Below are 15,263 nucleotides of genomic sequence, written 5' to 3'. Positions count from 1 at the left end.
GAATATGACAGCATATATCCCTGATGATCAAAGTACGGTCTTAAAATTAGGAGATCTTCGTCTTTATTCTTTTTTAATGATGCTAGGAATGTTTTGTGCTATTCTTACCGTCTATTGATTTTGAAAAAGAGAGAAATATAAATTTGACCTTTTCGTGTGAGTAGTAATAGTCACTTTACCTTCAGCTATCATTGGAGCGCGTTTATTCTTTATTTTCGAAAGAATTGCAGTCAAGGATTGAATAACACTTAAGCATTGGTACAAAATTTGAGAGGGTGGACTCTCAATTCAAGGGGGGGTTGTCACCGCTGCCATTGCTGACTTGATTTTTCTATCATTTTTCAGAAAACAAGTAGATTTACGCAAATGTCTTTCAATCATTTTGCCAACTGTCTTCATCGGTCAAGCAATTGGTAGATGAGGAAACTTCGCAAATCATGAAGTTTTTGGACAAATTGTAGGTGCTGACGATTGATCAATAGTTTGACTGCCAAACTTCATCAAATCTCACATGTATATAACTGACGGTGGTGAAACAGCATACCGTGCTCCATTGTTCTTGTATGAATCGATGGCAAACTTGCTAGGATATATTATTTTAGTTTGAGTTCTAAACAAATGAAATTGATTGAGACCAGGAACTACTGGTGGACTATACTGAATTTGATACGGTGTGGTTCGTTTATCAATGGAAAATTTACGTGCTGAAAGTTATACATTCTATAATGTTCTTTCGGTAATTTACATAGTTGTAGGTGTACTTCTTGTACTTGTATTTGAATTCACAACTAACAAACGATACACAATTTACAAAGTTAATCAGTATGGAACCAAATGAATTTACTTCATTGTTTGAGAAGATTCAGTTTCATTTACTATGCGCCGCCAAAAAGAAATTGAAAGAATCAATTTGCTAAAAAACAAAGAAAAATTGGAGGCGGTACATGAATAACAAGTATGATGTGGTTATTATTGGAGGAGGTCCTGCTGGACTAACTGCCGCAGTTTATACAACAAGAAGCAGTTTGAAAACTGTCTTTATTGAAAACAAAGTTCCTGGTGGAAAATTACCATTTCAATCAAAGATTGAAAATTGACCCGGAGAATTATTAATTCAAGGAGCTCAGTTAGCGACAAAAATGTTTCAACAAGCCCAAGAAAATGGTGCGGAATTTATTTATGGTGAAGTTGTTAAAATAGAAAACGATCCTAATGATAATTTTGCTAAAAAAGTGATTCTAAATGATGGACAAGTTATTGAAGCAAAAACGATAATTATTGCGACTGGAATGCAAAACAGAATCCCAAAAGAAATCAAAGGTATTGATTATTTTGGTGGTAAAGGTGTAAGTTACTGCGCTATTTGTGATGGGCCTAACTTTAAAAACCAACCTATTGGAATCATCGGTGGTGGAAACTCTGCCATTGAAGAAGGGGCATATGTTGCTTCTTTTGCATCTAAAGTTTATATTTTCGTAAGAGATGAAATTATTGCTGAGAAAAAACTAGTCGAAGAACTGGAAGCTAAAAATAACGTTGAAATTATTAAAAACTCTCAAATTCTTGAAATACTTCCTAATGAAAATGATAGTGTAGGAAGTGTTGTGGTTAAAATTGGTGAAGAAATAAAAACAATTAAATTGGCTGCGCTATTTCCATACATTGGATTCATTCCTTCGACAAGTTTTTTAAAGGATTTAAATATTTTAGCTCCTAATGGCTTCATTATAACCAATGAAAACATGGAAACAGCGGTTCCTAATATCTATGCAGCAGGAGACGTTAGAGTAAAAGACATACGTCAAATTACTACAGCTGTAAGCGACGGAACAATAGCTGCCAAGAATATTACTAACAAACTATAATTGACTGAAAAAGTACTCATTTTGGGTGCTTTTTTTTGTTACAAAAAAATTAGCACAAGGCTAATTTTAATCAAATAAACTAATATTATTGTTTTCGTCTAATTTGTCTAAAATATTTAAAGATTTTAGATTTTCTAAAATTCTAGAGTTGATTTGTGTTCTTTCTTGCAAATCTTCAACAGACAAGAATGGATTTTGATTACGAGCATTAATTATCGATTCTGCCACTGATTCTCCAAGTGAATCAACATTGATAAAAGGTGGAATCAAAGCTTTTTTGTCATAATCAATTACTCATTCTTTAGCAAGCGAACGTTCTAAGTCAACATTAAGAATCTTGTAACCACGAGCATATAATTCTTGACCGATTTCTAAGCCATCCAAATAATTTTGCTCTTTAGTAGTTGATTGTTTATTTCTAATTAGTGTGTTAATTTCTTCAATTCTTTGATCGATTGCTTCTTTAGAATCTGATAGTACCTTAATGTCATTTGATTCTGTTCTAGTAGTGAAATATGTTGCGTAGTATTCAAGTGGATAATAAATCTTAAATCAAGCAATTCTTCAGGCCATAATAACGTAGGCAGTAGCATGGGCTTTGGGGAACATGTACTTAATTTTTTGCAGTGATTCAATATATCAATCAGGTACATTATGATCTCTTAGAAGATTTTCTTCTTCAGGAGTCAATCCTTTACCTTTACGAACTTTTTCCATAATATCAAAGCTTTTTTTAGGATCTACTTGATGCAAGATTAAGGTGTTCATAATATCATCACGACAACAAACTAATTGCGATAGATCAAAATTGTATTTTTTAATCAATTCTTCAGCATTACCAGTTCAAACATCTGTGCCATGACTCAAACCAGAAAGAGAAATTAAATCGCTAAATTTTTTGGCTTTTGCACTTTTTAACATCCGGCGCACGAATTGAGTACCGAATTCTGGCAATCCTTTAGCTCCTGTTACCTCACCACCAATTTGATTTGGATCAATATTCAGTGACTCAGTTGTAGAAAATAACTTGATAACTTTTTCATCCGATTTAGGAATATTTTTAACATTTATTTTAGTTAATCTTTCTAGCATTCGAATAGCAGTCGGATCATCGTGTCCTAAAATATCAAGTTTCAGTAAGTTATCGTGAATAGAATGGAAATCAAAGTGAGTAGTTTTTCAATCACTGCTTTTATCATTAGCTGGATAGTTTATTGGAGTAAAATCTTCAACGTCATATTCTTTTGGAACAATGATAATTCCTCCAGGGTGCTGTCCTGTTGTACGTTTTACTCCCGTTGATTTTCCTGCTAAAAATTCAATGTAGGCGGTAGAAAATGAGCGTGATTGAGCATTGACTATTTCATCATATTTTTTAACAAAACCATACGCTGTTTTTGAAGCAATAGTTGAAATGGTACCAGCTCTAAAAGTGTGACTTTCTCCAAATAATTCACGAACATAGTTGTGAATGTATGCTTGATAGTCTCCAGAGAAGTTTAGATCAATGTCAGGAACCTTGTCAGCATTAAAACCTAGAAATGTTTCAAAAGGAATTGAGTGTCCGTCTTTTGTCAAAGGAATAGCACAGTTCGGACACAATTTATCTTTCAGATCTCAACCACTTGATAATTCAGGACTAGGATCGAACATTTCAAAAAACTTACATTGTGAACACAAGTAGTGTGGATTTAAGGGATTAACTTCTGAAATTCCAGATAAATTTGCAACAATAGAAGAACCTACTGAACCACGGCTTCCAACTAAGTAGCCTTCATCATTAGATTTTTTTACCAACTTATGACTTATTCAATAAATAACACTGTATCCATTTTCAGTGATTGGTTTAAGTTCTCTATCGATTCTTTTCGCAATGGCTTCAGGTAGTATTTCACCGTATCTTTCGTGGGCTGTTTTGTATACAAGTTCAGTCAATTTATTGGTACTATCATCAAAAATAGGTTTAAATAAATCTTTCTTGATTACTTCAATTTTTTCAATCTGGTTTGCTATTAAATGAGTGTTATAAATAACTATTTCTTTGATTAGTTTATCGTCATTTAGGAAACTAAATTCAGCCAGCATTTCTTCTGTTGTCTTGTAATCTAGAACCGGGTATGCCTTAGTGTTTTGATCTTTAAATGAGTACAATCAGTGTTTTTTACCACCAACACCATCCGCAAAAATATACACATGGTGAAGAATTTTTTCAATTTCTTCAGTATAACGAGCATCTGAAACCGCAACACAAGGTATATTATGTTTCTTTGCTAATTCAATAACCATTTTATAAGCAGTTTTTATTGCTTCCAGACTGTTTATATCACCTCGCGCTACACGATATTGCATTGTTGATAAGGGAGCGAATTCAATATAGTCATAACGAGTAATTTCTTTTTCTATATCTTCTGAACAACCAGTGAAAACTTTGTCTCAGAAATAAGAAAGATGAGTAGAAGTTCCTATCATTAAATCTTCACCTTTTTGTATATCTTCAAGAAATACTCTTAACCCATTGTGATAGTCTTCAGTACTTCCTTTAGATACAATTTGAAATAGTTTCTTCAATCCTTTTTGATTTTTTGCCAACAATCTTATTTCATAAGGAAATTTTTTTCGATAGAATTCAGGATCGATTTTTTGACGCAGCTGAGCTGATGTAGTAATTTCCAAATCTCGTGCTAGTTTACTTATCATTTTAATTCAAATTTCAGCCAATACTTTCGCATCTTGATCGGCTCTGTGGGCTGTTTCTTCATCATAAACAACATCGAATTTTTTTGCCACTACTCCTAATCTGAATTTGCTGTTTAGCGGAAATAAAATTCTGGCAACAAACATTGTGTCGATACCTTTAATATCTAGATATGGTAAATTTCAACGTTTAAATAGTTCTTTTGAGTGACTGATGTCAAAATTTGCATTGTGAGCTACTGCGATACCACTTGAAAGAATTTTGTGAATTCTGTGTGATGCTTCTTCCTGACTAATTCCATATGTTTCTAACATTTCGTTAGTAATGTTAGTAAGTTCAGTAGTAAATTTAGATATTGGTTTCGAAGGTTTAACAAAAAACTGAATTTTGTCAATAGTCTCGCCATTTTCGACTATCACTGCTCCAAACTCGATGATTTCATCAAATATCGGACTCAATCCGCTTGTTTCTAAGTCAAAAACAATGTATCTTTGAGTCGCTAAGTCAAAATCTTGGCTTGATAATACAGTTCCATTATCCTTGGTGATAGAAGATAAAGTTGCTCCATAAATAGGTTTTAATGAATCTATTTTTTTAGTAGCATTGAAAAAATCTGGAAAGGCCTGAACACAATCTATATCAGTTATTGCTAGTGCTTGATGCCCGTATCTTTGAGCTGCTTTGATATAATCAGAGGCTGACACAACTCCGTCTTGCGTTGACATATTTGAACGCAATGCAAGCTCAATTCTTTTTTCTGGAGCATTGTCAGTTTTATTATTTCACAGTGGTTCGATTTCGACAACAGAGTCGACACGAAGAATTTTTCTTTTTAAATACGGATCCATTTCTATTTTTCCTTTAATAGAAACGAAGGAATTTTCCTTTATCTCAATGTCTTTATTAATTATTTTGGCAGTAATAGCTTCAGAAAAATCACTAACCGTGAAGGTTTTTATTACAAAGTTATCACGAATTTTTCTTTCATCGATACCGAACACTTGACCTTTAATTTCAACGTTTTCAACATACTCAATATCAATATCCTTAATTGCTATTTGCTTGTATTCGCGTGGTGAAGATTTTCGAGGAACAAAAGCAGTTTTCTTTTGCTCGTTCTCGACCATTTTTTTGCTTTCTTCAATTTGTGCCGATGCTTCAGAAATGAGTCTTTCAATTTCTTTATTTGTATCTCTTGTTTCTTCTTTTTTAAGTGATAATTTAAGACTTATATTTTTGAATCCCCAACCAACTAAAAAAGCATTAATTGTATCTTTGTAGGCACTAAGAACATCAAGAGTTTTTTTGTAAGAACTGGTAATTGTTAAATATGTTCCATCTGATAATGAAACATTAGTTTCAGATATTTTAATTAATTCATTATAAAGGGGCTTGTTTTTCATCTCTGCTGCTAACAGAAGATAGTCAAAAATTAAGTGTGCATCCATTGAATTAAAACGCACTGAAAGCTTAAGATCTAAATTAGGAAAGCATTTGTTTAATGACTCATAAAAATAACGGAATTTTGAAAGAGTTATGTGGTGGTCAAAAACAATTTGCATCTCAATCGCACCGGTTGCTTCACTATATTTAGCATACGGTACTGAAAATGAATTAAATTCATCATCGACTTTAATATTACATTTTAGACAAAGCTTTTTAAAAATCTCCATAATTACCTCTTTATAAATATGTGTAAATTAGCATTGAAGCAATGGTAAGAATTGACACACTATCAAATCTATCCATGATTCCACCGTGTCCTGGAATTAAATTACTGAAATCTTTAATTTTAAGACTTCTTTTGAAAGCGGAAAATAATAAGTCCGCATAGATTGTAATAGGAGCAAGAAACAAAACTCCAAAAGCAACTTGCAAATCACTTGTGTAGATTGTTGTGATGCTATTTTTGGCCACCATCCCTGGAAGACAAAATAACATATAGACTGCTAAACTACCCAGTAGAAACGCACACAACGCACCCTCTCATGTTTTTTTGGGACTCAATCTAGGAGCAAATTTTCTTTTAATGATCTTTTGTCCAAAAGCCATACCACCCAGCATTGCACTAGTATCGACAGAAACTGCCACTAATTCTATTGCTAATAAAATATAAATATTTTTGACATTAACAATGAATAGAATCTTGCTAAAAATTGGCACAATAAGCAGTACCAGCAAGGCAATAAGCCACTGTGATCATATGATTTTTTTTATATTTAAAAGCATGGCTAATAAAAAGGGGATAAAAGCAAAAATCAGGTCTGTAAAATATAACTTGTCACTAAACGAAATTGCCAAAAAGGCATAACGGTTCAATAAAATTTTGGAATCTATTGCTCAAAATGCTTGATTTTTTAGATTGGCAAAGATCTCATAAGGTAACAACATCATGAGTAAAATACCAGTCATAAGCAGTATTTTTGAGGCTAAATCGATATTAAAATGCTTAATAATTTCCCAGCTTGCTCAAAGTGCGAAGGCAATATAAAAACAAATGCCAATTATTCTTCCGACAAAATTGGCATAGTAAGTAATAAAAACAAAAGGTATTAGTATTAAAAATAAAATCGTGGCACTGAATGCTCTTTTTGTTAAATTTTTCATTTTATATAGTCATTAAATCTTTTTCTTTTTCTTCGCTCATTTTGTTAACAACTTCAACTTGCTTGTCAACATGTTTTTGCACTACATCAAGGTAATTTTTTTGCAAGTCTTCACTTAATTCTTTGTCAGCTTTGATTGCTTTGTTAACATCTTGACGGGCTTGACGAATTCCAACTCTTGCTTGCTCAGTTAGTTGGTTTAATTGTTTAACCATTTCTTTTCTTTTTTCAGTGGTCATTGCTGGGTATGAAAGACGAATTTGATTTCCTTCGTTTGAAACTGAAACTGGTAATTTGTAATCTTTGATCGCTTTTTCAATTTCTTTGATTGAACCCATATCGTATGGTTTTACTAATAGTTGCAATGCACTCGCAACTGAGATAGCTGCTATTTCATCTAGGTTCATAATAGAATCATAGTAATTAACTTTAACTTTGTTTACTAAATTAGGATTTGCTCTTCCTACGGCTACTTTTTGCATTTGAATTTCAAAATTATTGATTGCTTTTTGACATTCTTCTTCTAATTGCATTAAATAAAAATCTAATTCCATAGTTTGTCTCCTTATTAAAAATTATTTGTGCACTCTTGTTGAAACAATGTTGCCATCAATGGCTTTCAATAGTGAATCTTCCTCATTAATGTTAAAAATTAATAATTCAATATCGTTATCTTTAGCCATTGATACTGCAGTTTGATCCATTACTCTTAAATCTCTTGCAAGAATTTCGTCATATGTAATTTCATCAAATCTTTGGGCATTTGGGTTTAATTTAGGATCGCTATCATAAACTCCTTCGACATTGTTTTTACCCATTAAAATAGCTTCGGCTCCGATTTCTGAAGCAAATAAAGTTGAAGCTGTATCGGTAGTAAAGAATGGTCTACCTGTTCCACCGGCAAAGATTACTACTTCACCATCTTGTAGATATTTTTTAGCTCTCTCATTAACATACACTTCACACACTTTTGGATCCATTGTCAATGAATTAAGAACACGACATTGTAGACCTTGATTTTCGAAACCTGACTGTAGTGCTAAAGCATTCATGGTTGTTGCCAACATTCCGATGTAGTCAGCTCTTACCCGATTAATTCCGTTTTTTTCAGCACTGGTTCCTCTTCAAAAGTTTCCTCCACCCACAACAATTGCCACTTCAACATTTTTAGCAACTATTTTTTTAAGTTGTGAGGCAAATTTCTTAACTAGTTCATAGTCAATAGCAAGAGATTTAGACTTGTTTGCTAATCCTTCTCCTGATAATTTAATTAAAACTCTTTTATAAGCCATAGCCACCTTCCTAAATTTATTAAATAAATTTTAACATTTTAACTGACTAAAGTCAAAAAGCTATGGATTTTGTTCTAATTTTTTTGCAATTTCCAACAGTTTTTTCTTGCCTTTTTTCACTGCATCGAAAGCGCCAGAACGAGTCATTGCTAATTCCTCTGACATTTCACTAAATGAAAGATCTTCAATTAAGTGAAGATAGAGTGCTTGGCGTTGTGAAGTTGGCAAAAGTTGTTGATATTTTTCAAATAATTCAACTAAATATTCACGTTCTTCTAAGTCTTTATCATCAATTTTACTCATCACTTAACCCCATTGTCAGTGCGTAAATGAAATTATCTAAGTCAAATTCTTGTAAATCATCCACTTTTTCACCAAGTCCAATGAATTTTACATTGATACCCAGTTCATCTCTAATTGTTAAGACAATTCCACCTTTTGATGTTCCGTCCATTTTTGTTAAGACAATTCCAGTCAATGGAGTAACTTCACCGAATAATTTTGCTTGACTGATTCCATTTTGTCCTGTTGTTGCATCAATGGAAAGAAGTGTTTCTTGTGGAGCATTTTCGATTTTAGAACTTATTACTCTTTTGATTTTCGCTAGTTCATTCATAAGATTTGCTTTGTTTTGCAATCTTCCGGCAGTGTCTATCAATAAAACATCGTAGTGTCCTTCGAGAGCCTTATCACAAGCTCTAAACGCCACACTAGCTGGATCTGTTTCGTTTTCATTAGGTTTAACTATATCAACATTTACTCTTTGTGCTCATACTTCTAGTTGTTCTACAGCGGCTGCCCTAAATGTATCTCCTGCTGCAACTAAAACTTTATAACCTTCATTTTTCAACTTGTTAGCTATTTTGATGATGGAAGTTGTTTTTCCAGTTCCATTTACTCCAACCATTAAAATGACGTTCAAACGTCCTTTTTGAATATCTAAAGTTGTATCCACCACACTGTTTGCTGTGTAAATGGTAAATAATTTGTCAGCAATAATTTCTTTAATTAGCTTGATATCTTTAATATTTTCGTTTTTTACTTCTTTTTTGATTTCATGAACTATTATGTCAACCAGTTTCACACTGATGTCTGACATAATTAGAACTTCTTCTAACTCTTCAAAAAAGTCTTCATCAATTTCATTGTGTTGATTTTCAAGTGATTTAATCATTTCACTGAAAGATGTATTCGACCTACTTAATCCTGAGATGTATTTGTCAACTTTTTTCTTGTTTGACAGCTCTTTTTCTATTTCTTTTGCTTTTTTGTTTTTTATCTCTTCGTTAACTTTTTCTATTTCATCTTCTTTTGATTTAAAAATTCTGTCTTTTAATTTTTTGAAAAAACCCATATTTTACTCCATTAATCATAAGTAATTATATAAAAGCAAATGGCAAAGCCATTTACTTAAAAAATCAATTTTTCTTTTCTTGAAACAATATTGACAACAACTAAATCTGATAAAAATGCCAGTGTAAAACCTAAATTTATGTATCAATATCAATCATTTCTAACATTCAAAAAGATTGTCAAAAAGCATACGGCTAGGCATATTATTAGACCTGAAAATTTTTGTAAATATATTTGCTTTTTAAACGTAATTTCAATCTTCTTAACACTCGCAAAAAAGAACATTGAGTGGTATCAAGTATTTCCGTGTTTTAATAAAAACAGTACACAAGATGAGTACAAAATTATAATTAATCCAAGATTTGGTCCTGCACTCAAGAAATATTTTTTGACTCAATTAACACTATCAAGATGATGCGCTATAGGAAGTAAAACGGGCAATAAAAAAAGATTTAAAATAATCAAAACTCCTATTAGCTGCAAACAAAATCTTCTTTTCTTATTCATAATTCTTAATTATATATTCTTTGGTCTAAAAGCAAACCACAAGCAAACAAAAAGGATTTTAAAAAATTAAGAAATGTTATAAAATTTTTAAATTATGCAAAATCAAGAACAAATCACAAAAAAACCGAACAAAATTAGGTCATGAATTCTTAAAAAGACTGAAACTAGTTCATTAAAAGAATTATTTTGACCTCGTGATTTCGGCATGATTATGAAATTAACAACCCCTATTTTTATTCAAGTGTTTATTACCGTGATTGCAACACTAGTTGCTTCTTTAAGTATTAATTGATACAAAGAAATTTATCACTCTGACACTAATGATACAACTGGGACATATTTTTACATTGCTGCCAAGATTATTCTCGTTTTTAACCTGATCAATTTTATTCCCTCTTTGGTTACAAGTGGTGTATTAATAATTTGTTCTAATGTTATTGGTCAAGAAAGAAGAGAAGAATTACCAAAGATAATTTGAACTGGAGTAGTAGTCAATTTAATTATTTCACTTATATTCTTTGTTCTAATGTACTTTTTAGCTGGTGTATTGTTAAAAGCAATGGGTGCAAGAGATACAAAAGCAATTTATGATGTTAATGGTAGTGTGTTACACAAGAGTGAGTTAGTTTTTGCTACTCAATACTTACGTAATATGCTTTATTGACTGTTTGTTTACTCAGCAGCACAAGTTTTCGCTGCCGCACTGCAATCAATTAAGAAAAATAATATAGCTGTTATTGGTGCAATTACTGGTAATTTTGTTGGTATAGCATTTTTATACATGGTTCTATATATTCCAAAAAGTGGTGACACAATCATGTGAGCATCCGCATATTACGTACTTAGTGCCTTTATTCAATTGTGTATCAATTTTGCTTTTTGCTACTTTTTAATTTTGAAGAAATACCCTACTCCTATAAAACAACTATTTCAGTGAAAATACTGTTGAGACACGTTTAAATTAGGTACTCCTATTGCTTTGGAATATGGAGTGTGAACTATAAGTCAGTTCTTAGTTTCTAGTGCAATTAGTAATGGTGAACTAGGCGATAGATATGTAGCATTGTGAAGAGTTACTGTCGTTTTAAGTGGGTTCTTTTCTGCATTCAACACTGCTCTGGGTGCTGTTACTAATGTGTTAATAGGAGTTGAAATAGGTAGAAATGACTTAAAAAGAGCTTACAATCTTGGCTGACAATTATTTATGGTAGGTATCTATATAACCATTATTTCTGGAATAGTATTTTTAGCACTAACACATCCTTTCTTCATGCTTTACAAAGTCGATAAAGACGTTATCAAAACATTAGGATATGCTATTGTAGCACTAACACTTGCAAAAATCCTGGCTGACGTTGCTAATTTAACATTCTTAAGAGCATTATGAAGTGCTAGTGACATTTGAGTACCTATTCTTATTTCGATAGTAACTATGATGGCAGTACAAGTATCAATAGTTTATCTAATTATCAATGTCGGTTACAACAAAGGACAAGGGTCAATCAAAACAGCTAGTGAGTGCTTTATTTGAGTATTTGTTGGCCTAATTAGCGACCCATTATTAAGATCCTTTATCTATACTGTACGATGAACAAGAAAGACCTGACACAAGTATATTAAGCAATTCTAGTCTTACTTTGTTATAATATTTTTATAAATCTATGAAAAATGGTGCCCGTTACGGGCTTTTATTTTGGAGGTAAACAGATGTACGGAATTGTTTTTTACCTTGACAAAGAAAAACTAATTAAAGAATACAAAGGCGACTATCACCAAGGGTATGAAGAAATTCGTGCCTTGATGCGTAAATATGGTTTCCATTGATTATCAAACAGTTTTTACTTTAGTAAAACTCTTGATGTTTTAGCTAAAATTCATAAATTAGTTACACGTCTTCGTGATGTAGAATGATTCAAGAAATCATTGATCAGCTTCAATGTTTTCAAAATGGAAGATATGAGCGATTATACCGAGCTAATAAAGGATGATTTCACTCACAAAATTCCAATGGAATAAGAAAAACTTGGTTGTTTGAACCAAGTTTTTTTCATACTCATTATTTAATAGTGAAATTGTGATTGGTGTTTGTTTGCAATTCTGTTGTTAGTGCTTGTTTAAGTTCGGCATTGTTTACTGTTAAACTCACTGGTGATTGATATTCTTGACCGTGGTCATTATCAAATGCAGTGATATCCATTTCATTTACTGATTCAGGAAGTACAACTTCTTTTAGTTCTGGGTTATTTCCGAATGCATAACCTCTAATTTTTTGTACTCCATCAAGAGTTACGCTTTGTAAATTAGCACCGAAGAATGTACTATTTTCAATGATTTTTACTGAAGATGGAATTTTTACTGTGGTTAGTTTTGTGTTCTCGAAGGCCTCTGAACCAATTTGAGTTAAGCTCTCAGGAAGTTGGATATTTTCAATACTTGTTCCTTCAAATGCATTAGAACCGATTGATGATAGACTAGTTGCTTTTGAAAAATCGACATTTTTTAATGCACTGACATTATAGAAGGCTCTGTCACCAATTTTTTGTAATGAAGCTGGTAAGATAATATTTTCAATAACTGCTATTTTAACTTTAGAATTGTCAATAGTTCCATCTGCTTTTCTTTCTTCGCCATATGTTAGATTTGCTAAAGCAATGAAACTGAATCCTTGATTAGGAATTTCTTTAATGTCGGCTTGTGATAAATCTCAAGTTTTAGTTGAAGAATTATATTGATCTTGGTATTTTTGTCATTGTGTTACTGCAAAAGAGTCATTAACTACCTGCGCTGTTTGCCCACAACTTAAAGCTACAATTGGTAAAGATAAAACACTCAATGATAACACTGAAGTTAGTAATAATTTCTTTGTTAATTTCATAAAAACTATTATACCAAATACAAAACTTATATAATTTTTAATAAATTTGGAGGTTAGTATGGAAAAAGAAGATAAAAAATTTGAACTTGTTGCTGCCTATCAACCAACAGGTGACCAACCGCAAGCAATTGAGCGCTTGGTTGAAAATTTAAACAATGGAGTTCAAGACCAAGTATTGCTTGGGGTTACCGGATCGGGAAAAACTTTTACTATCGCTAACGTTATCGCTCGTGTTAATCGTCCGTGCTTAGTTTTGAGTCACAATAAGACATTAGCCAGTCAGTTATATAGTGAATTAAAAACATTTTTTCCAAACAATAGGGTGGAATATTTTATTTCATATTTTGATTACTACCGTCCTGAAGCATACATACCAAGTCGAGATATTTTTATTGACAAAACTTCAAAAAATAACAAAGAAATTGAAGCAATGAGACACAGAACAGTTAATGCTTTAAGCTTAAGAAGAGACACAATTGTTGTTGGGTCTGTTGCATCAATTTATGGCGCTTTCAATCCTAGTGAGTATCGTGAGTCATTTTTGCCAATTGAAGTTGGAATGAATTTTGATCGCCGTTTCTTCATGGTTAAACTTGTTCAAATGGGTTATTCAAGAAACCAATTAACACTCAACAGGGGTAATTTTTTACTCAAAGGAGACACATTTGAAATCGCTCCTTCTTGAACTGATGAATTCAATTTAAGAATAGAATTTTTTGATGATGAAATTGAAAAAATTGTCACCGTTGATCCTGTTAGCAGAATGGTATTAAAAAACATTCATGCTACTACCATTTTTCCTGCCACAGCCTACACTACTAAACCTGAAACAGTACAGAAAATAGTCAGTGAAATTAATGAAGAATTACAGCAAAGACTAAAAGAATTTGAACAGCAAGGTAAACTTCTTGAGTATCAAAGACTAAAAGAAAGAATCAATAATGACATGGATAGTTTGAGTGAATTCGGTTATGTTAGTGGGATTGAAAATTACTCAAGATACATTGATGGACGTGAGCCGGGACAAAAACCATACACATTATTAGATTATTTACCAAGTGATGCAATTATTTTTATTGACGAAAGTCACATTATGCTTCCACAATTACACGGAATGTTTAATGGAGATCGTTCTAGAAAACAAACTCTTGTTGAATATGGTTTTCGTTTGCCATCGGCACTAGATAATAGACCTTTGAAATTCCACGAATTTGAAGAATATCCTTTCCAAAAAGTTTATATTTCTGCTACACCAGGTGATTATGAAGTTGATAAGACAGAAGGTGAAGTTATTACCCAATTTATTCGCCCAACTGGATTGCTGGATCCTATCATCGAAATACGACCAACCGAAAATCAAATGGAAAATATTTTTGATGAACTTAAGAAACAAAAAGAAAATAATGATCGCACTCTAATTCTTACAACAACCAAGAGAAATGCTGAAGAATTGAATAAGTTTTTAGTTTCAAAGGGCGTAAAGGCTGCTTACATTCACTCAGAATTTAACACTTTTGAAAGAAATACAATTTTAAGGAAACTACGTAAAGGAATTTATGACGTTGTTATTGGAATTAATCTTTTACGTGAGGGAATTGACTTACCAGAAGTCAGTCTGATTTGTTTACTTGATGCAGATAAAAATGGTTTCATGCGTAATACAACAAGTTTGATTCAAATCGTTGGACGGGCAGCAAGAAATGATCATGGGAGAGTTATATTCTATGCTGACACAATGAGTAAAGCAATGGAAGAAACAATTCAAGACAACAAGGTAAAAAGAGAAATTCAGATCAAATATAATCAAAAACATAACATTGTTCCAAAAACTATTATTAAAGAAATTGTTGAACCAATCGAAAACGAAGAATTACTTGAAGAAGTTGAACAAATGGCACAAGAAGCGAAAAAATCAAAAGTTCCTGTTACTGAAAGAGAAAAACTTTTTGAAAAATTACGTCAGCAAATGCGTGAAGCTTCACAAGCACTTGATTTTGAAAGAGCTGCTAAATTAAGAGACATGATTTTAGAATTAGGTGGAGATTTAGAAAAATAGAAAGCTGTTGCAGC

General features: G+C 32.2%; 13 protein-coding genes. 5 read left to right on the top strand and 8 right to left on the bottom strand.

Going from position 1 to position 15,263, the window contains the following annotated elements:
* Positions 1–4 precede the first annotated feature (4 nt).
* Positions 5–952: a prolipoprotein diacylglyceryl transferase gene (gene lgt, locus ACWXVN_RS01775; RefSeq protein WP_438341421.1), complete on the top strand. Its 948-nt coding sequence runs from the start codon at positions 5–7 to the stop codon at positions 950–952.
* On the top strand, positions 945–1,865 hold the full coding sequence (locus ACWXVN_RS01770) for an NAD(P)/FAD-dependent oxidoreductase (protein WP_455978916.1): 921 nt from the start codon (positions 945–947) through the stop codon (positions 1,863–1,865). Before lgt ends, ACWXVN_RS01770 begins: the two co-directional genes overlap by 8 nt.
* A gap of 66 nt (positions 1,866–1,931) precedes the next feature.
* Here the strand turns inward: ACWXVN_RS01770 and ACWXVN_RS01765 are convergent, their stop codons facing one another.
* The 7 genes from ACWXVN_RS01765 to ACWXVN_RS01735 are packed head-to-tail and all read right to left on the bottom strand — an operon-like array spanning position 1,932 to position 10,318.
* Complete coding sequence (locus tag ACWXVN_RS01765; protein ID WP_455978915.1) at positions 1,932–6,233, bottom strand: PolC-type DNA polymerase III; 4,302 nt, start codon at positions 6,231–6,233, stop codon at positions 1,932–1,934.
* Between the two features lie 10 nt (positions 6,234–6,243).
* On the bottom strand, positions 6,244–7,167 hold the full coding sequence (locus tag ACWXVN_RS01760; protein ID WP_455978914.1) for a phosphatidate cytidylyltransferase: 924 nt from the start codon (positions 7,165–7,167) through the stop codon (positions 6,244–6,246).
* Between the two features lies 1 nt (position 7,168).
* Positions 7,169–7,720, bottom strand: a complete 552-nt coding sequence (locus ACWXVN_RS01755; RefSeq protein ID WP_438341425.1) for a ribosome recycling factor — start codon at positions 7,718–7,720, stop codon at positions 7,169–7,171.
* 21 nt (positions 7,721–7,741) lie between these two features.
* Positions 7,742–8,458, bottom strand: coding sequence for a UMP kinase (pyrH, locus tag ACWXVN_RS01750; protein WP_438341426.1), 717 nt, complete (start codon positions 8,456–8,458; stop codon positions 7,742–7,744).
* Positions 8,459–8,518: 60 nt separating this feature from the next.
* Positions 8,519–8,761, bottom strand: coding sequence for a sigma factor-like helix-turn-helix DNA-binding protein (locus tag ACWXVN_RS01745; RefSeq protein WP_438341427.1), 243 nt, complete (start codon positions 8,759–8,761; stop codon positions 8,519–8,521).
* Positions 8,754–9,812, bottom strand: coding sequence for a signal recognition particle-docking protein FtsY (ftsY, locus tag ACWXVN_RS01740; protein ID WP_438341428.1), 1,059 nt, complete (start codon positions 9,810–9,812; stop codon positions 8,754–8,756). Before ftsY ends, ACWXVN_RS01745 begins: the two co-directional genes overlap by 8 nt.
* Positions 9,813–9,868: 56 nt before the next feature.
* Positions 9,869–10,318, bottom strand: coding sequence for a hypothetical protein (locus ACWXVN_RS01735; RefSeq protein ID WP_455978913.1), 450 nt, complete (start codon positions 10,316–10,318; stop codon positions 9,869–9,871).
* Positions 10,319–10,412: 94 nt separating this feature from the next.
* Here ACWXVN_RS01735 and ACWXVN_RS01730 point away from each other — a divergent pair, with 94 nt between their 5' ends.
* Positions 10,413–11,948, top strand: coding sequence for an MATE family efflux transporter (locus ACWXVN_RS01730; protein WP_455978912.1), 1,536 nt, complete (start codon positions 10,413–10,415; stop codon positions 11,946–11,948).
* A 77-nt stretch (positions 11,949–12,025) separates the two neighbouring features.
* Complete coding sequence (locus ACWXVN_RS01725; RefSeq protein WP_455967699.1) at positions 12,026–12,334, top strand: hypothetical protein; 309 nt, start codon at positions 12,026–12,028, stop codon at positions 12,332–12,334.
* Between the two features lie 40 nt (positions 12,335–12,374).
* Here the strand turns inward: ACWXVN_RS01725 and ACWXVN_RS01720 are convergent, their stop codons facing one another.
* Positions 12,375–13,193, bottom strand: a complete 819-nt coding sequence (locus ACWXVN_RS01720) for a leucine-rich repeat protein (protein WP_438341432.1) — start codon at positions 13,191–13,193, stop codon at positions 12,375–12,377.
* Positions 13,194–13,251: 58 nt separating this feature from the next.
* Between ACWXVN_RS01720 and uvrB the strand changes: the two genes are divergently transcribed.
* Positions 13,252–15,249: an excinuclease ABC subunit UvrB gene (uvrB, locus tag ACWXVN_RS01715; protein WP_455978911.1), complete on the top strand. Its 1,998-nt coding sequence runs from the start codon at positions 13,252–13,254 to the stop codon at positions 15,247–15,249.
* Positions 15,250–15,263 lie beyond the last annotated feature (14 nt).

It is taken from the genome of Mycoplasma sp. 4044 (assembly GCF_053851695.1).
Note: the sequence above shows the minus strand (reverse complement) of the source record. Positions and strands in the feature narration are given on the sequence as shown.